Origin of the sequence: Nocardiopsis halophila DSM 44494 (assembly GCF_000341245.1) — a bacterium.
Lineage (GTDB): Bacteria > Actinomycetota > Actinomycetes > Streptosporangiales > Streptosporangiaceae > Nocardiopsis_A > Nocardiopsis_A halophila.
The window spans coordinates 1-18516 of sequence record NZ_ANAD01000003.1; the positions used below are offsets into that span (position 1 = coordinate 1).

Consider the following 18516-nt stretch of genomic DNA (forward strand, 5'->3'; position numbering starts at 1 on the left):
ATTCGTCGTCGCCCATCTCCTTGCACCCCGACGACCCGACACCCGGCAAGCAGCCCCGAGCGGGGCACCCGCCGTGCCGTCGCCGATGATCTTGCTGGACGACCAGGGGCCCGGCGGCCGAACGGCCACCCCGGGAACCGCCCCGCCTCTCGGACGGTCGCTTCTCGCGGCGGCCGCGGTGCCGGCTCCCGGCCGGGGGCCGGGAGCCGGGGTCACGGAGCCGGAGGCCGGGGTCAGGGAGCCGGGGCAAGACCCGGCCGACCCGGACACCTGGCCGTGTCTAGTCCTGTGCGGCCGCCGCGGCGCGGTTGACCGCGCTGCAGACCGCCTTCAGGGACGCGGTGGTGATGTTGTGGTGCATCCCCACGCCCCACATCACCCGGCCGTCCACCTCGGCCTCGACGTAGGCGGCGGCGCGGGCGTCGGTGCCTTCGCTCATCGCGTGCTCGACGTAGTCGACCACGCGGACCTTGACGTCCACCGCGGCCAGCGCGTCGCAGAAGGCCGAGAGCGGCCCCTGCCCGGTGCCGGTGATCTCCTGGATCCGCCCGTCCAGGCGCACGTCGGCCTCGATGCGGTACCCGTCCTCGCCGTTCTGCGAGCGGTGCGCCAGCACCCCGACCCGGCCCTTCTCGGACAGGTAGGTGTCGCGGAAGGCCTCCCAGATCTTCTCCGCGCTGAACTCGCCGCCCTCGGTGTCCGTGTGGCCCTGGATGACGTGGGAGAACTCGATCTGCAGGCGCCGCGGCAGGTCCAGGGCGTGGTCGCGCTGCAGCACGTAGGCCACCCCGCCCTTGCCGGACTGGCTGTTGACCCGGATGACCGCCTCGTAGTCGCGGCCCACGTCCTTGGGGTCGATCGGCAGGTAAGGCACCCCCCAGGCGTGCTCGGACACCGGGACGCCGGCCGCCTCGGCCTCGGCCTCCAGGGCGGCGAAGCCCTTCTTGATGGCGTCCTGGTGGGAGCCGGAGAAGGCGGTGTAGACCAGGTCGCCGCCGTAGGGGTGGCGCGGAGCCACCGGCAGCTGGGTGCAGTGCTCGGTGATGCGGCGGATCTCGTCGATGTCGGAGAAGTCCACCATCGGGTCCACACCCTGGCTGTGCAGGTTCATGCCCAGGGTGACCAGGTCGACGTTGCCGGTGCGCTCGCCGTGCCCGAACAGGCACCCCTCGACCCGGTCGGCGCCGGCCATCACGGCCAGCTCGGCCGAGGCCACACCGGTGCCGCGGTCGTTGTGCGGGTGCACCGACAGGCACACGTGCTCGCGCCGGGACAGGTTCCGGCTCATCCACTCGATCTGGTCGGCGTAGACGTTGGGGGTGGCGCGCTCGACGGTGGCGGGCAGGTTCAGGATGATCTCCCGCCCCGGGCCGGGCCGCCACTCGTCCATGACCGCCTCGCAGACCTCCAGGGCGAAGTCCAGCTCGGTGTCGATGAAGATCTCGGGCGAGTACTCGTAGCCCACGTACGCGGTCCCGCCCAGGTACTGCTCGGCGAAGCGCATGACGTGGCGGGTGCCCTCCACGGCGATGCGCTTGCAGTCCTCGCGGTCGACCTTGAACACCACCCGGCGGAACAGCGGCGCGGTGGCGTTGTACAGGTGCACGGTGGCGCGCTCGGCGCCGACCAGGGACTGCACGGTGCGCTCGATCAGGTCCTCGCGTGCCTGGGTCAGCACCGAGATCTGCACGTCGTCGGGGATGCGGCCGCCCTCGATCAGGCTGCGGACGAAGTCGAAGTCGGTCTGGCTGGCCGAGGGGAAGCCGACCTCGATCTCCTTGTAGCCCATGCGCACCAGCAGGTCGAACATCTCGTGCTTGCGCTCGGCGTCCATCGGCTCGATCAGGGCCTGGTTGCCGTCGCGCAGGTCGGTGCTCAGCCAGCGGGGGGCGGCGTCGATGGTCTTGGCGGGCCATGTGCGGTCGGGCAGGTCGACCGGCTTGAAGGGGGCGTAGCGCTGGAAAGGCATACCACTGGGCTGCTGCTGCGGCACCATGGAAAGGGCTCCTCAGAAGAAATCACGCGGTGTCGAAACGGCCGACAAGAGCATGCCGAAGCCCCGCGGCGAGGGAGTCGACCTCTTAGCGACCCCCGCCGCGGCCGCTAAGGAGGAGCAGCTCGCGCAGCATAACGTGGGCCACAGTAGCAGACCGGTCGGCACATGGTGGGCGGCCGGCCCGTAATCTGCGGGCCGCGCGCCCGGGCGGCGGCGCGGAACCGCAGGCCGCAGGCGGGACCTGGCGCGGGAGAAGACAGAACGGCGGGGCGCCGCGGTGGTCCGGCCAAGTGACCACCGATGCGCCCCGCCGTGCGCCGGTGTGCGGCGGTGGCCCGGCCAAGCGGCCACCGACGCAACCGGTCCCAAGGGGCGCGGAGGGCCTTCCGCCTCCGCGACCGCACCGCGCCCCCGTCTCGTGCCCCCTAGCCCTGCGGCTCGGGGGCGGGCTCGAACTCCTTCACGGCGTCGATCGCCGGGCCGTGCGGAGTGTTGGCCTCGCGCTCGATCATGATCTCCACCAGCACCGGCCGCGAGGTGGACTGCGCCTGCTTGCGGGCCCACTCGATGGACTCGCGGATCTGGGAGGGCTCGAAGACGCGGCGCCCGGAGCAGCCGTAGGCCTCCATGATCTTGACGCTGTCCGTGCCGTGGTCGTCGTAGTGGATGTCGACCTGGTAGTTCATGTCGTAGGGGATCTCCGCCTGGCGGATCAGCCCCAGGTACTCGTTGTTGAGCATGATGATCACGAACGGCACGTCGTACTGGGCGGCGACCGCCAGCTCCTCGACCATGTACTGGAAGCCGTAGTCGCCCACGACGCCGACCACCTCGGCGTCGGGCTCGGTGTCCTTGAGCGCCTTCTTGACGCCGATGGCCGCGGGGATCTCCCAGCCGAGCGGGCCCGCCTGGCCGCAGATCTGGTAGTGCCGCGGCTTGTAGGCCTTCTGGTGCTGGCCGCCCCAGATCTGGTACAGGCCGATGGCGGTGACGAAGTAGGCGTCCTCGCCGAAGACCTCGTTGATCTCCTTGTAGACGCGCGGGGCCTTGATCGGCACGGCGTCGAAGTCCTCGCGCCGGCCCAGGGTGCGCTTGAGCTCGCCCACGCGCTCGATCCAGGCGCCCACCTGCGCCTTGGCGGAGCGCTTCTTGGCGGCGTCGACGAGCTCGCGCAGGAAGAGCCTGGCGTCGGAGACGATGCCCAGGTCGGGTTCGAAGACCCGACCGAGCTGGGTGGCCTCGATGTCGACGTGGATGAACTTCCGGTCGCCCCGGTAGACGTCGATGGCGCCGGTGTGCCGGTCGGCGAAGCGCGCGCCCACCGCCAGCACCAGGTCCGACTCCAGGAAGGAGGCGTTGCCGTAGCGCTGGGAGGTCTGCACGCCGGTCATGCCCGCGTACAGGTCGGAGTCCTCGTCGAAGGAGCCCTTGCCCATGAGGGTGACCTGGACCGGGACCCGCAGCAGTTCGGCGAGCTCGGTCAGCTCCTCGGAGGCCTCGGAGATGATGATGCCGCCGCCGGCCAGGATGAGCGGGCGCTCGGCCTCCAGCAGCATGTCCAGGGCGCGCTCGACCCGCGGGCGGTGCGGGACGACGTCGTTGACCTTAAGCGGGGCGTCGATGGCGGGGTCGTAGGAGATCTCCTGCTGGGCGACGTCCAGCGGGATGTCGATGAGCACCGGCCCCGGGCGTCCCTCGCGGGCGATCCGGAAGGCCTCGCGGAAGACCCACGGGGCGGTCCCGGGCTCCTTGATCTGCACGGCCCACTTGGTGACGGGCTTGGCGATCTCGACGATGTCGACCGCCTGGAAGCCCTCCTTGTCCAGCAGGTCGGTGCGGTTCTGGCCGGTGATGCACACGATCGGGACGGAGTCGGCCATCGCGGTGTACAGGCCGGTGATCATGTTGGTGCCGGCCGGGCCGGAGGTGCCGATGGCCACGCCCACCTTGCCGGTGGTCCGGGCCCATCCGTCGGCCATGTGGGTCGCGCCCTCCTCGTGGCGGACCGTCAGGTGCTCGATCCCTCCGACCTGCTCGAGGGCCTTGTAGAGGGGCAGGATCGCGGCGCCGGGGCACCCGAAGGCGGTGTCGACGCCCTCGTCTTTCAGGACCTCGACGGCCGCGTTCATGGCGGGCATCTGTACCATTTGATGAGAACCCTTCAGTGCTAGGGGGTCGATGGGCCCGCCTGCGGGACCAAGGGTGCGGCCAACACCCAGGCCTCGGCGGTTCGCGCTGAGCACACACACGTAAGTCGCGAACCGTCCACGGCCGTCCCGCGGCGGGATCCCTTTCCTACTTCTGCTCGCCCTGCTCGCCGGAGAGCTGCTCCACGAGCTTCAGCAGCGCGGAGTGGTCCAGGCCGCCGTGCCCCTGGGCCTTGAGGGCGCCGACGAACTGCGCCACCAGCGCGCCCAGCGGGATCGACACACCGGCCTCGCGGGCCGCGGTGGTCACGATCTTCATGTCCTTGTCGTGCAGCTCGATCCGGAAGCCCGGGGCGAACTCGCGGTTGCGCATGCCCTCGCCCTTGCGGGTCATCACGGTGCTGCCGGCCAGGCCGCCGTTGAGGACCTTCAGGCCCTGCTCGGTGTCGACGCCGTGGGCCTCCAGGAAGACGAGCGCCTCGGCGACGAGCTGGATGTTGCCGGCCACGATGAGCTGGTTGGCGGCCTTCACGGTCTGCCCGGCACCGGCGGGGCCGACGAGGACCGGGGTGGTGCCCAGCACGTCGAAGACGGGGCGCGCGGCGTCGAAGTCCTCCTGGGCGCCGCCCACCATGATCGACAGCTTGGCCTCGATGGCGCCGGCCTCGCCGCCGCTGACCGGGGCGTCGAGCACCCGGAAGCCGCGGGCCAGGCCCTCGGCGGCCACGGTGCGCGCCACGTCGGGGCGGATGGTGCTCATGTCGATGACCAGGGCACCGGAGGGCGCGTTGGCGAAGACGCCGTCCTCGCCCAGCATCACCTGCTCCACGTCGGGGGAGTCAGGGACCATGGTGATGACCGCGTCGGCGCCGGCGACGGCCTCGGCGACCGAGGCGGCCGCCTTGCCGCCCTGCTCCGTCAGTTTGCGCGCCTTCTCCGGGCTGCGGTTGTACCCCGTGACCTCGTAGCCGGCCGTGGCGAGGTTGGCGGCCATGGGCAGGCCCATGATGCCGAGGCCGATGAAGGCGATGGTGCGCGGCTGGGACATGGTGGCTGTTTCCTTTCGTGGGTTCTGGTCGGCGCGGCCGGGGCCCGGGGTCAGCGCCCGATCCAGCCGAAGCTCTCGGCGGTGGGCACGGTCGGCTTGTACTCCAGGCCCACGTACCCGTCGTAGCCGCCGGCCTGGGCGGCGGCGAGCAGCTCCTGGAGGGGCAGCGCGCCCGTGCCGGGCTCGCCGCGGCCGGGGGCGTCGGCGATCTGCACGTGCCCGAACTCGGCGGCGTGGTCGCGCACGGCGGCGGCCACGTCGTCGCCGTTGACCGCCAGGTGGAAGAAGTCGGCCAGGAGCGCGACGTTGGCGGCGCCGGCGGCGCGGGCCTTGCCGACCACCTCCAGGCCGTCGGCGGCGGTCTTGACCGGGTAGCCTTCCGCGCCGCTGACCGGCTCGATCAGCACGGTGCCGTCCACGGCCCGCACGGCCTCGGCGGCGGCGACGACCGACTCCAGGCCGACGCGGTCCTGCTCGGCCGGGTCGACCCCGTCCTGGCGCAGCCCGTAGAGGGCGTTGAAGGCCTTGGTGCCGGTGCGGCGGGCGATGCCGACGACGACGTCGAGGTTGTCGCGGAACTCCTGGGCGCGCGAGGGCTGGGAGAGCACCCCGCGGTCGGGGCCGGGCAGCTCGCCGGCGAAGAAGTTGAGCCCGCTCAGGTGCACCCCGGCGTCCGCGATCGCCTCGACGAAGGCGTCGACCTCGCGGTCGGCGGGGACCGGGCTCGCGAAGGGCCACCAGAACTCCACGGCGTCGAAGCCGGCCTTGCGGGCGGCGGCGGGACGCTCGTTGAGCGGCAGCTCGGTGAACAGCAGCGAGCAGTTCACCGTGTAGCGCAGCGAGTGGCTCATGTCGCGCTCTCCTCAGTGCGGAGGTTTTCGTAATCCGGAAACTACTTTTCACTTGAAGGAATGCCTTGAGTCTGCGTCCGCGGACCGGGCTTGTCAACTCCCCCGCGCCCCGACCGGGCCGCCACCCCGTCTCCCCCCATCGCGCGCATAAGGTCGACTAGTAGGACATAGCTCACATATGACGCGGTTCACGAACGGGTACACCAGGCGACACGGCCGTCGACGCCTCCGGGATTTCGCCGCACCCGTGTTGACAACCCCACTGTGACCGGGGCTACAGTCCGAGATGTAAAAGCAAGTTTCTGCTCTACGAAATCCGGTCGCCGGAACGGGGAGCAGCGGGTGAACGCGCGCACCAGCCACCGGCCGCAGTGCAGCCGAGCGCGTCCCGGCGCATCCCGCCCGGGCACCGCCGGGTCGCCCGCCCTCCGCCGCCGCGCGGGCCGGACCGATCCAAGGAAGCGAGCCGCCATGCCCGAAACCCCGACCTCCCCGGGCACCGGGGACCCGGGGCTCGACCGGGTCAACGCGCTCTCCCCGCCGGCCTTCCGGGAGGAGTTCGCGCGCTGCCTCAACGTCGACCGGTGGGTCGCGGCCCTCGACGCCGAACGGCCCTTCGCCTCCCGGCAGGAGCTGCTGGCCGCCGCCGAGGCGCACGCCAGCCCGCTCACCGTGCCGGAGGTGGAGGCGGCGCTGTCCCGCCACCCCCGGATCGGCGAGAAGGCCTCCGGCGGCGACACCGAGTCGCGCTGGTCCCGCGGCGAGCAGGCCGCGGTCACCGCCGGCGGCGACACCACTGAGCAGGCCTTCAAGGCCGCCAACGCCGCCTATGAGGAGCGCTTCGGCCACATCTACCTGGTGTGCGCCAGCGGCCGCTCCCCCGAAGACCTCCTCGGCGACCTCGAGGCCCGCCTGGACAACGATCCGGAGCGGGAGAAGCGGGTCGTCGGCGAGGAGTTCCGCAAGATCGCGCTGCTGCGCGTGGAGAAGGTGCTGGACGAGGTATGAGCCATGTGACCACGCACGTCCTCGACGCCTCCCTGGGCCGCCCCGCCGCGGGCGTCCCGGTCCGGCTCGAGGCCGCCGCCGACGCCGACCGCTCCTCCTGGAAGCCGGTCGCCACCGGGACCACCAATGACGACGGGCGGGTGCCCGACCTGGGGCCCGATCAGCTCGCCGCCGGGATCTACCGGGTCGTCTTCGACACCGCGCGCTACTTCGAGCGCACCGGGCAGAAGGGGTTCTACCCCGACGTCACGATCGCGTTCGAACTGGCGGACACCGACGCCCACTACCACGTCCCGCTGCTGCTGAGCCCGTACGCGTTCTCGACCTACAGGGGGTCCTGACAGCAGGAGAAGAGCCCTCCCCATCCGAGTGCGGTGACAGGTCCTTCCGCATGACCACAGCGGTCCTCCCTCGTCGCACGCCGCCCGCTCCCCTTCCCCGACCCCAGGCCGGCCCCGGCCCGGAGCGGCGCAGGCAACTTCTGTGAAGCGCAGTTCGAGCACAGAATCCAGGAGACGACCCACATGGGCATCCGACTCGGAGACAACCAGTACGGCAAGGCCGAGGTCCGCATGGTGCACGTCACCCGCGACACCCCGGTGCACACCATCAAGGACATCAACTACACCTCCCAGCTCCGCGGCGAGCTGGAGTCGGTGCACACCGAGGGCGACAACGGCACCTGCCTTCCCACCGACACGCAGAAGAACACGGTCTACGCCAAGGCCAAGGAGTGGGGCGGCGTCGGCGCCATCGAGGACTTCGCCCTCAAGATGGCCCGCCACTTCGTCGACGAGCACGACTACGTGCACGGCGCGCGCCAGGAGGCCGAGGAGTACGCCTGGGACCGGATCACCACCGCCCAGGGCCCACACGACCACTCCTTCGTCCGCCGCGGCGGCGAGGTGCGCACCACGGTGGTCACCAAGGACGGCGACGCCGAGTGGGTGGTCTCGGGCTTCTCCGGCCTGACCGTCCTGAAGTCCACGGGCTCGGAGTTCCACGGCTACCCGAAGACGAAGTACACCACCCTGCCCGAGACCGACGACCGGATCCTGGCCACCGACGTCACCGCCCGCTGGCGCTACACCGGCACCGACGTCGAGTGGGACAAGACCTACGAGTCCGTGAAGGCCCTGGCCCTGGAGGCCTTCGCGCAGACGCACAGCCTCGCGCTGCAGCAGACCCTCTTCCAGATGGGCAAGGCGGTCCTGGAGGCCCACCCGCAGATCGCGGAGATCAAGTTCTCCATGCCCAACAACCACCACTTCCTGGTGGACCTGTCGCCGTTCGGGCTGGACAACCCGAACGAGGTCTTCTTCGCCGCCGACCGGCCCTACGGCAAGATCGAGGCCGTCGTCGAGCGCGACGACGCCCCCGAGGCGGGCCGCGCCTGGGAGACCGTCCCCGGCTTCGTGTAGAGCCCCCGCGCCGGGCCCCGCCTACCGCGGGGGCCCGGCGCGCCCGCGGTGCGGCCCGGAAACCTGCCGGTGCCGGGCACCGCCCCGCCGCCCGCCGGCCCGCGCGCCCGGCGTCCGCGGCCCTCACGCGTACCCGCTTCCAGGCCGCCGGCCCCGCTCCCTGAGGCCGCGACCTGTCATTGACCCACGGGACAGGTCACCTCCCATGCCGAACCACCCCTCCGGCCCGGACGCCCCCGGCGTCCCCTCGCCCCGCACCGAAGAACGGCCCGAAGACCACCGCCTGGGCGTCGGGCAGTACCTCGTCGGCGGGCTCCAGCACCTGCTCACCATGTACGCGGGGCTGATCACCCCGCCGCTGATCATCGGCACCGCCGCCGGCCTCGACGCGAGCGGGACCGCGACGATGATCGCCGCGACCACCCTGCTCGCCGGGCTCGCCACCCTCCTGCAGACCCTGGGCGTGATGCCCCTGCGCCTGGGCTCGCAGCTGCCCATCGTGGTCGGCGCCACCTTCGTCCCGGTCGGCGCGATGGAGTCCATCGCCGCCACCGACGGACTGCCCACCGTCTTCGGCGCCAGCCTGGCGGCGGGCCTCTTCGCCCTGGTCATCACCCCGTTCTTCGGGTCCCTGGTCCGCTTCTTCCCGCCGATCGTCACCGGCACGATCGTGACCGTCATCGGGCTCTCGCTGTTCCCGGTCGCCATCGGGTGGATCGTCGACGGCGCCCCCGGCGGCACCCCCGCCACCGCCGACCTGGCCCTGGGGCTGGGCACGCTGGCGCTGGTCCTGGGGCTCAACCGGGCCCCGGGGGTCCTGGGCCGCTTCGCCATCCTCATCGGCCTGGTCGCCGGGACCGCCGTGGCGGCCGCCCTCGGGCGCACCGACTTCTCCGGGGTCGGCTCCGGCCCCGCGTTCGCCCTGCCCGAGCCCTTCCACTACGGGCCCCCCGCCTTCGACCCCGCCGCGATCGTGACGATGTGCATCGTCATGCTGGTGGTCCTGACCGAGGGCACCGCCAACATCATGGGCGTGGGCGCGGTGGTCGGCGCGCGCGTGGACCGCCGGCGCATCTCCGACGGGATCCGCGGCGGCGCCCTGGCCTCCATGCTCGCGCCGATGCTCAACACCTTCCCGGTCTCCTCCTTCGCCCAGAACATCGGCCTGGTGGCGATGACCCGGGTGCGCAGCCGGTTCGTGGTCGCCTGGGCGGGCGGGCTGCTGGTGCTGCTCGGGCTGTTCCCGGTGCTGGGGCGGCTGGTCGCCGCCATCCCCATGCCGGTGCTCGGCGGCGCCGGGCTGGTGCTGTTCGGCACCGTCGCCGCCAGCGGCGTCAAGACCATCGCCGAGGCCGACCTGACCGACCAGCTCAACCTGGTGCTGGTCGGCGCCTCGCTGGCGGCGGGCCTGACCCCGCTGCTCTTCCCGCACTTCTACGAAGGGCTGCCCGGCTGGGCGGCCACCGTCCTGCACTCCGGCATCGTCGGGGCCTCGGCGGTGGCGATCGGCCTCAACGTGCTGTTCACCCTGGGCCGCGGCAGGCGCGGCCCCGAGACCCCCGCCGCCGGGGGCGAGGACCCCGGCGGCGGTGCGGCGGAGGCGCCCCCGGCACCGTCCGCCGCGACGCCGGCATCCGCACCGTCGGCCCGCTCCCAGGGCGGCTGACGCGCCGGCCGGGCGGCCCTGGACCTCAGGGCGCGACCGGGCCGCCCGCCCTTCCCACACGCCGGGTTCGGCCGCACCCCGGGACGGTGTCCCCCAGGGTGGAGTGCCCCGCACCTCGGGACGGCCGGACCCCGAACCGAAGGCTGGAAACTGGCCATGAGATTCGGAAAGCCGGAGCGTGAACCCCGGGCCACAACGAAAGCCGACGCCGAGGGAGACACCGCCACCCCCCAACGCCCTGAAGACGAGACGCTTCCCCCGAGACTGCTGCTGCTCTACGGGCTGCAGCACATCCTGACCATGTACGCCGGCGCGGTGGCCCCCGCGCTGGTCATCGGCGGCGCCGCCGGACTGGGCCCGGCCGACCTGGGCATCCTGGTCAGCGGCGCCCTCCTGGTCGCGGGCATCGCGACCCTGCTGCAGAGCCTGGGCCCCTGGCGCACGGGCGCCCAGATGCCCATCGTCGTGGCCGCCTCCTTCGTCCCGGTCTCGGCGATGACCGCCATCGCCGCCGACCAGGGACTGCCGGTGGTCTTCGGCGCCTCCCTGGCGGGCGGGGTGTTCGCGCTCTGCCTGACGCCGTTCTTCGGCCAGCTGGTGCGGTTCTTCCCGCCCCAGGTGACCGGGAGCATCATCACCGTGATCGGGCTGTCGCTGATGCCGGTGGCGGCCGGGTGGGTGGTCGACGGCGCGGAGTCGGGCCACCCCTCCGCGGGGGACCTGGCGCTGGCCGGGACCACCCTGGCGCTGGTGCTGCTGTTCTCGCGGGTGCTGCCCGGGCTGCTGGGCCGGGTGGCCATCCTGCTGGGCCTGGTGGCCGGCACGCTGATCGCCCTGCCGTTCGGCAAGACCGACTTCGGCTCGGTGCCCGACGGCGCCTTCTTCGCGCTGGGCTCGCCGCTGCACTTCGGCATGCCCGAGTTCGACGTGGCGGCGATCCTGACCATGTGCGTGATCATGCTGGTGGTGCTGACCGAGGGCGCCTCGCACATCATCGCCGTCGGTGAGATCACCGGCTCGAAGGTGGACGCCAAGCGCATCTCGGCCGGCCTGCGGGCCGACGTCAGCGCCTCCATCATCGGCCCGATCTTCAACTCCACCCCGGGCAGCTCCTTCGCCCAGAACATCGGGCTGCTCGCGCTGACCAAGATCCGCAGCCGGTACGTGGTCGCCACCGGGGCGGGCATCCTGATCGTGCTGGGGCTGTTCCCCGTGCTGGGGCGGGTCGTGGCCGCCATCCCGATGCCGGTGCTGGGCGGTGCCGGGCTGGTGCTGTTCGGCTCGGTGGCCGCCAGCGGCGTGCGCACGCTGGCGAAGGTGGACTTCGACAACAACCTCAACCTGATCCTGGTGGCCACCTCGCTGGGCTTCGGCATCATCCCGATGGCCGTGCCCGAGTTCTACGAGGGCTTCCCGCCGCAGGTGGCGCTGGTGCTGCACTCGGGCATCGTCGGTGCGGCGATCGTGGCGATCGTGCTGAACATCTGCTTCAACGTCATCGGCCGGCCGGCGGCCCAGGACCCTCCGGACATCGACGGGGACGAGCTGCGCACGGCCGGTCCGGGCGAGGCCAAGTACACCGAGTCGGCGGACGCCGCCTACCGCGCCCCCGGAGAGCGCGACCCGGGAGAGGAGCTGGCCAAGGAGGCGGAATAGCGGGACGGCGGCCGAGAGCGCTCCGGGTGTGAACGGACGCCCTCGACCGGGGAACGAAGGGCCCGGGACGTCGGTCCCGGGCCCTTCGCATCGCGGGTCGGCCCTGGTCGTGGCGGTCGCGGTCCGAGCCGTGGCCGCCCCTCCGAACAGGCGGTCACAACAAGGCGCAGGGCGCGGCGGGCGCCCTGCGCACGGTCGCCGCCGGGGCACAGGCCGCCGAAGAGCCAGAGGCGGGACACGGGCTCGTGTCCCGCCTCTGGCAGGGGATTCGCCCCTCGCCGACCTCTCGCCTCGGCGGGCGGCCGGCGGCCGAAGGCGGTGGCCCGGCGCCCCGCCTTCGGCCCGGCCCTCGGGCCCCCTGCCGCCTACGGGCGGTCCAGCAGGCGTCCCTTGGGGGTCTGCGGGTCGATCCGCTCTCCGCGCAGGTAGGCCGCGCGCACGACGCCCTTGAGGGTGCGGCCGTCGTAGGCGCTGACCTTGTTCTTGTGCTGGAGGGTCCTGGCGTCGATCGTGGTCGAGGCCTCCGGGGCCACCACCGCGAAGTCGGCGTCGCGGCCCGGCGCCAGGGCGCCCTTGGACGGGAGCCCGGCCACCCGGGCGGGCCCGGCGGACATCCACGCGGCCACGTCGGCCAGGGAGTACCCGCGCTCCGCGGCCTCGGTCCACACCGCGGGGAAGCCCACCTGCAGGCCGGCCACGCCGCCCCAGGCGGTGCCGAAGTCGTCGGTCTTCAGGTCGGCGGTGCTGGGCGAGTGGTCGCTGACGATGCAGTCGATCACCCCGTCGGCCAGGGCCTGCCAGAGGGCGTCGCGGTTGGCGGCGCCGCGGATCGGCGGGCAGCACTTGAAGCTGGTGTCGCCCGCCGGCACCTCCTCGGCGGCGATGGTCAGGTAGTGCGGGCAGGTCTCCACGGTCAGCGGGACCCCGTCCGCACGCGCCTTCTCGATCATCGGCAGCGCGGTGGCCGTGGACAGGTGCAGGATGTGCGAGCGGGTCCCGGTGCGCCGGGCGGTCTCGATGACCAGGCGGATCGCCTCGTGCTCGGCCTCGTCCGGGCGCGAGGCCAGGAACGAGGCGTAGTCGGTCCCGGACGCCTGGGGGGCCGACTCCAGCAGCCCGGGGTCCTCGGCGTGCACGATGATCTGCCCGCCCAGGGCACCGATGGCCGACACCGCCGACCGGTACAGGTCGGGGGTCAGGTGGCCGAACTCGTCCACCCCCGAGGGCGAGAGGAAGGCCTTGAAGCCGAAGACCCCGCCCTCGTACAGGGAGGCCAGCTCGCCGGTGGCGCCGGGGGCGCTGTTCTCCGGCACGGCGCCGCCCCAGAAGCCCGTGTCCACCGCCACCTGGTCCCGGGCGACCCCGCGCTTGACGCGCAGGCCCTCGGCCGTGGTGGTGGGCGGAACGCTGTTGAGGGGCATGTCGACGATGGTGGTCACACCGCCGGCGGCGGCGGCGCGGGTGGCGCTGGCGAACCCCTCCCACTCGGTGCGGCCGGGCTCGTTGACGTGCACGTGGCTGTCGACGAGGCCGGGGAGCAGCACCTCGTCCTCGGCCAGCTCGACGGTGCGGGCGCCGTCGAGCGCGGCCCCGGCGTCCTCCACCGCGGCGATGCTCCCGTCCCGCACGCCCACGGCCGCGGGGCGCTCCCCGTCGGGGGTGACCGCGCGGCGGGCGCGCACTACGAGATCGAAGTCGTGCTCGGACATGGTCCTCCGTACTCTGCAAGTCTGCATCTATTGTCGTCGCCGGTCGCGCCCGATGCCTCGGCTTCCGGCCCCGGCTCAGAGGGCACGGGCGCGGCACCGGGGTTCGACCGGGTCGTTCGTCTTCCTTCGTTCCTTATGGCAGGCTTCGCGTCCGCCCGGGTGGTGCCGTCGTCGGCCGCAGGGAAGTCGGCCCTACGCGGGGCCCTTGAGGCCGATGCTCCGAAGCCGCAACAGGTCCGGGCCGAGCCGCGCCCCTACCCGGCGCAGGGAGCATTCGGCCCCGTTCTCCCAAGGGCGGTACAGACCGTCAGGCCGTTCACGCTCCGGACGTCCTCGCGTGGTCGACCATCGGGCGCACCCGCCCTGCGCGATCTCGACGGGGACCGGACGACCCCACGGCCGGGCCCGACGAACCGCACAGGGGCAGATCGTGCCGCCTCGCCACTGCCTCAGACCGGCGGGGTCTCATCCCTGGTGACCCCCTGTACCGCAACGCTCGGAACGCCTACCACCGCCCTGGACGGGACCAGGCCCGTGTCCCCGGTCCGCCACCGTGGCTTCCCGGGGCGACGGAAGCGCGCCCGCCCGGTGGGACCGGGCTTCTTCAGAGCCACAGGCCTGGAAAGGGAACCGGCCCCGGAGGCGACGCCACCCGAGACATGTCAGGCGGACACGTCTCAGGCACTTCCAGCGCCCGAGCAGCCCTTCCCCTCGGTCGGCGTGCCCCGGCCTCAGGTGGGCTCCACACAGGTGTCCTGCACGTGCGCGGCTATCCCCGGTTCAAAGCGCGGCGCTCATCGGACGATCACCGTCACGGCCCTACCCGCCGTCGCGCCGCTCGGGGCCCTAGGGCGCCCGAGCCCCGCCGGAAGTCGCCAGCTGGAAGCGCCATGCGCACAGGCCCCAGGGGGCGCGGCTCAGGGGAGCCCCGGACGCCCAGCGGCCGCCCGGGGCTCCCCCCGCCCCATGGGGGCCGCAGGCACGGCCCCGGTGTCCGCCATCGGCGCCCTGGGCGGGCGGCTCCTCGTGCACGCCGAGGACCCCGGTCCTCTGAAAGCAGCCCCGCAGGCCCACAGGGCCGGGCACCAGGCGATCCGACCGCACGTCCCGCCCCCGCCGGGACACGAGACCGCCCCACCGGCGGCCGCGTTCGGCGGGCCGGTGGCCGGGGGGCGTGGTACGTACGGGCACGGCCGCCTAGCCCACCCGCCGGTTCGCGAAGCCGCGCAGCACCTCGGCCCCGACGCCCGTGGCCTCGGCGACCTCCTGCTCGGTCAGTGCGCCGCAGTTGACCCCGCGCACCAGCGCCGAGGCGAGGGCCTGGGCGGTCGCGGGCTCGTCGGCCACACCGCCCCCGGCGGCCGTCAGGTAGGCCTTGAGCCGCGCGGCGGCCGGTCCGAAGGCCTCCCGGTAGAAGGCGAACGTCGCCAGGTACCGGGTGGGCAGGTGGGCCGGGTGCATGTCCCAGCCCTGGTAGTAGGCGCGCTCCAGGGAGCGCCGCACCAGCCCGGCGTGCAGCCGCCAGGCGGCGTGCACCTCCTCGCGGGTGCCGACGGGCAGGACGTTGGTCGAGCCGTCGGAGAGCCAGACGCCGGTTCCGGCCGCGGCCAGCTGCATGACCGCCTTGGCGTGGTCGGCGGCCGGGTGGGCCATGCTCTGGAAGGCGGCGGTGACGCCCACGGCGGCGCTGTAGTCGTAGGTGCCGTAGTGCAGGGCGGTGACCCGGCCCTGGCCGGCGTGGACCATACGCGCCACCGCGGTGGTGCCGTCGGGGGAGAGCACCGACTGCGGGGTCTCGATCTGCAGCTCGAAGCCGAGCCGCCCCGCGGGCAGCCCGAACCGCTTCTCCAGGTGCTCGGCGGCCCACACCATGGCCTCGACCTGCTCCACCGAGGTGATCTTGGGCAGGGTGAACACGAAGCCCTCGGGGAGCCGCCCGGCCTCCTCCAGCAGGCCCCCGGTGAACACGGCCAGGCTGCGCATGCCGCGGCGGCGCCCGCCCGCCTCCATGCCCTTCATCCGGATCCCGACGTAGGCGGGGGCGCGGCCGGAGGCCAGGTCCGCGGCGACGGCGCGCACCGCGGCCGCCACGTCGCGGTCCTCCTCCTCGTCGGAGCGGTTGCCGTAGCCGTCCTCCAGGTCGATGCGCAGGTCCTCGACCGGTTCTTCGGCGAGCTTGGCCCGCACCGCGGGCAGCGCCCCGGCGACGGCGCCGGGATCCATCCCGGTGGCCTCGGCCAGGGCCGCGGCGTCGGGGGCGAACTCGTCGAGGGCGGCCAGGGCCTGGGCCCCCCACTCGTCGCAGACGCCCGCACGGACCTTGTCGGCGGGGATGTAGACGGTGTGCACGGGCTGGCGCCGCCCGGTGTCCCCGGGATACCGGCTCAGCAGCCGGGCGTCGGCCGCGGAGAGGCGGGCGTCCAGGGCGTCGCCCATCTCCTCCAGGCCGGCCCCTGCCGCCCAGCGTTCACCCTCCGTTGGCTCCTGTCCACCCACGTGGTGCTCTCCTCATCGCGTGGCCGTCCGCCCCCGGGGCCGTGCCCCGGGGGCGGGGCGGGCAATCCGCCCACCCCTAGGTCTTTTATATAGCGGACACTAACTTCTACAATTCGGAACAACAAGAGGGGGGTGGGAGCGAGCGGGCGCGCGGTTGGCGTCGGCCGACTTCCGTATCGCAGAATGAGACCGCACGATCCTCGCGATGGGAGCTGGAGACCCTTGGCAACGTCACAGACCTCGATCGGGGACGCCGACGGCGTCCCCCGAGCGCGCGCCGGCGGCGTGCAGTCGCTCGACCGGGCATTCGCGCTGCTGGAGATCATGGCCGATGCCGGGGGCGAGATCTCGCTGAGCCAGCTCGCCGACTCCTCCGGGCTGCCCCTGCCGACGATCCACCGCATCATCCGCACCCTGGTCGACAACGGGTACGTCCGCCAGCTCCCCTCGCGCCGGTACGCCCTGGGGCCGCGGCTGATCGGGCTGGGCGAGAGCGCCTCGCGGATGCTCGGCACCTGGGCCCGCCCGCACCTGGCCCAGCTGGTGGAGGAGCTGGGCGAGACCGCGAACCTGGCCATGCTCGACGGCGACAAGGTCGTCTACGTCGCCCAGGTGCCCTCGCCGCACGCGATGCGCATGTTCACCGAGGTGGGGCGGCGGGTCCTGCCGCACTCGGCGGGCGTGGGCAAGGCGCTGCTGGCGCAGCTCCCCCCGGACGAGGCGCTGGCCACTGTGCGGCGCACCGGCATGCCCGCGGCGACCGACCGCACGATCACCACCCCCGAGGACTTCGCCGAGGAGATGGGCCGCATCCGGGACCGGGGCTATGCCATCGACGACGGCGAGCAGGAGATCGGCGTCCGCTGCCTGGCCGTTCCGGTGCAGGGCGGGCCGGCCATGATGGCGGTCTCCATCTCCGGCCCCGAGGCCCGGGTGAGCTGGGAGTTCGTGGAGAAGGCGGCACCCATCGTGCAGCGCACCGCCCACTCCCTGGCCGGGGACCTCAACCACCAGAGCTGACCGGCCGACGGCGGGGGTGCCGGGAGGGCCGCAGGCCCCGGCGCCCCCATCGCCGACCGCTCCGCAGAGGTGGACCGGAACCGCTCGCCGGACTCACCCACCGCCCCCTTCGGCCGCGGGTGCGTCCACCGGTTACGCCGCCGCCGGCGCACCCGCCTCCCAGGACCCTCGGCCCACGCGCCGCAGGTGGACCAGGTGGCGTCCCAGGGCCACCGCGCACAACAGGGCGGCGACCGCGCACACCCCCGGCCACCGCGCCAGGGCGAAGGCCTGCACGCCCAGCCAGGACCCGGCGGTACCGCCGAGGAAGGCGCAGGTCATATAGGCCGTGTTGATCCGGCCTCGGGCCTCGGGGCGCAGGGCGAAGACCCGGGCCTGGTTGGCGACCATGCCGGACTGCATGGCCACGTCCAGCAGCAGGATCCCGGCGGTCAGGGCGGCGAGCCCGGCGGCCCCGCCCAGGGCCCCCAGGGCGAGCGGCCCGGCCGAGGCCAGGGCACCGAGCATGCAGACCAGCCCGACGGCGTCCGGGCCGCGCCGGTCCACCCACCGCCCGGCGACCGGGGTCAGCGCCATGGAGGCCGCCGCGACCAGCGCCACCGCCCCCGCGGCCGAGGCTCCCAGCCCGTACACCGGCCCGGTGAGCACGAGCGCCATGCCGGTCCAGGCCGCCGAGAAGGCGCCGAACACGCAGGCCTGGTAGAGGCAGGAGCGGCGCAGGTCCGGCTCGGTGCGCAGCAGCCGCAGCGGCGCCGCGAGCAGGGCCGGGTAGGGCTGCCGGCCGGAGGGGACCGTGGTGGGCAGGGCCGCGGCGAGGACGGCTGCGAGCAGGAGCACCGCGACCGCCGCCACCAGGTAGGGGGCGCGCCAGCCCAGCTGGTCGGCCAGCACCCCGCCGAACCCCCGGGCCAGCAGCATGCCGCCGATGGACCCGCTGAGCAGGGTGCCCATCACCTCCCCGCGCCGGTCCGCGGCGGCCGTCGCGGCCGCCATGGGGGCGATCAGCTGGGCGGCGACGGTGGCGGTGCCGACCAGGGCGCCCGCGGCCACGAGCACGGGCAGCGCGGGCGCCAGTCCGGCCGCCAGCAGCAGGAGGCCGGTGAGCCCGAGCAGTCCGGCGATCAGCGGGCGGTTGGGCAGCCGGTCGCCCAGCGGAACGAGGAGGAGGATGCCCACCGAGTACCCGGCCTGCGCGGCGGTCGCCGCCAGGGCCGCGGAGGCGGGGGCCACGTCCAGGCCTTCGGCGATGATCGGGGTGACGGCCTGCGGAAAGTAGAGGTTGCCCACGGCGACACCGCAGGTGACGGCCAAGAGGAGGACGAGGCGCTTACTCATACCGGGTGAGCGTGACACCGGAGGAGTGTCACAAGGGCCGCGCCCGACGGGCAATGGATTTTCGATGCGAGGCGGCGACGGCGGGGCAGGCGCCCCTGCTCGCGGGCCCTGGCCCGGGGGCGGGCCACTTGGTGTCCAGGAAGGGGCGGCGACGAGACGGCGG

At 73.3% G+C, this 18516-nt stretch carries 13 protein-coding genes; 6 read left to right on the forward strand and 7 right to left on the reverse strand.

Annotation, left to right across the window (positions count from 1 at the left end; all coding sequences use genetic code 11):
- Nucleotides 1-280: 280 nt before the first annotated feature.
- The 4 genes from leuA to D450_RS0100205 form a co-directional block, all read right to left on the reverse strand.
- Nucleotides 281-1996, reverse strand: a complete 1716-nt coding sequence (gene leuA / locus D450_RS0100190; protein WP_017536661.1) for a 2-isopropylmalate synthase — start codon at nucleotides 1994-1996, stop codon at nucleotides 281-283.
- A 425-nt stretch (nucleotides 1997-2421) separates the two neighbouring features.
- A complete protein-coding gene (gene gcl / locus D450_RS0100195) occupies nucleotides 2422-4143 on the reverse strand; it encodes a glyoxylate carboligase (protein ID WP_026128291.1) in 1722 nt (573 codons plus the stop codon).
- 148 nt (nucleotides 4144-4291) lie between these two features.
- Nucleotides 4292-5245 (reverse strand): 2-hydroxy-3-oxopropionate reductase, encoded by a 954-nt coding sequence (locus D450_RS0100200; RefSeq protein ID WP_169541681.1) that lies wholly within the window; start codon nucleotides 5243-5245, stop codon nucleotides 4292-4294.
- Nucleotides 5242-6042 carry a hydroxypyruvate isomerase family protein gene (locus D450_RS0100205; protein WP_017536664.1) on the reverse strand — a complete coding sequence of 267 codons (801 nt, stop codon included), beginning with the start codon at nucleotides 6040-6042 and terminating at the stop codon, nucleotides 5242-5244. Before D450_RS0100205 ends, D450_RS0100200 begins: the two co-directional genes overlap by 4 nt.
- A 471-nt stretch (nucleotides 6043-6513) precedes the next feature.
- Between D450_RS0100205 and uraD the strand changes: the two genes are divergently transcribed.
- From uraD to D450_RS0100230, 5 genes are all read left to right on the forward strand, one after another.
- The gene (uraD, locus tag D450_RS0100210) at nucleotides 6514-7050 is read left to right on the forward strand and encodes a 2-oxo-4-hydroxy-4-carboxy-5-ureidoimidazoline decarboxylase (protein ID WP_017536665.1); all 537 of its coding nucleotides are present in this window, start codon (nucleotides 6514-6516) and stop codon (nucleotides 7048-7050) included.
- Nucleotides 7047-7391, forward strand: coding sequence for a hydroxyisourate hydrolase (gene uraH / locus D450_RS0100215; protein ID WP_026124261.1), 345 nt, complete (start codon nucleotides 7047-7049; stop codon nucleotides 7389-7391). Before uraD ends, uraH begins: the two co-directional genes overlap by 4 nt.
- A gap of 183 nt (nucleotides 7392-7574) precedes the next feature.
- The gene (pucL, locus tag D450_RS0100220) at nucleotides 7575-8471 is read left to right on the forward strand and encodes a factor-independent urate hydroxylase (RefSeq protein ID WP_017536667.1); all 897 of its coding nucleotides are present in this window, start codon (nucleotides 7575-7577) and stop codon (nucleotides 8469-8471) included.
- Nucleotides 8472-8676: 205 nt separating this feature from the next.
- Nucleotides 8677-10137, forward strand: a complete 1461-nt coding sequence (locus D450_RS0100225; RefSeq protein WP_017536668.1) for a nucleobase:cation symporter-2 family protein — start codon at nucleotides 8677-8679, stop codon at nucleotides 10135-10137.
- Between the two features lie 156 nt (nucleotides 10138-10293).
- Entirely contained in the window at nucleotides 10294-11793 is a 1500-nt protein-coding gene (locus tag D450_RS0100230) for a nucleobase:cation symporter-2 family protein (protein ID WP_017536669.1), read from the forward strand.
- 365 nt (nucleotides 11794-12158) lie between these two features.
- Here the strand turns inward: D450_RS0100230 and allB are convergent, their stop codons facing one another.
- Entirely contained in the window at nucleotides 12159-13502 is a 1344-nt protein-coding gene (gene allB, locus D450_RS0100235; RefSeq protein WP_017536670.1) for an allantoinase AllB, read from the reverse strand.
- A gap of 1197 nt (nucleotides 13503-14699) precedes the next feature.
- Entirely contained in the window at nucleotides 14700-15938 is a 1239-nt protein-coding gene (locus D450_RS0100240; protein ID WP_017536671.1) for a DUF6986 family protein, read from the reverse strand.
- A gap of 282 nt (nucleotides 15939-16220) precedes the next feature.
- Between D450_RS0100240 and D450_RS0100245 the strand changes: the two genes are divergently transcribed.
- A complete protein-coding gene (locus D450_RS0100245) occupies nucleotides 16221-17018 on the forward strand; it encodes an IclR family transcriptional regulator (protein ID WP_193374765.1) in 798 nt (265 codons plus the stop codon).
- Between the two features lie 132 nt (nucleotides 17019-17150).
- Here the strand turns inward: D450_RS0100245 and D450_RS0100250 are convergent, their stop codons facing one another.
- A complete protein-coding gene (locus D450_RS0100250) occupies nucleotides 17151-18353 on the reverse strand; it encodes an MFS transporter (RefSeq protein ID WP_026128292.1) in 1203 nt (400 codons plus the stop codon).
- Between the last annotated feature and the right edge of the window lie 163 nt (nucleotides 18354-18516).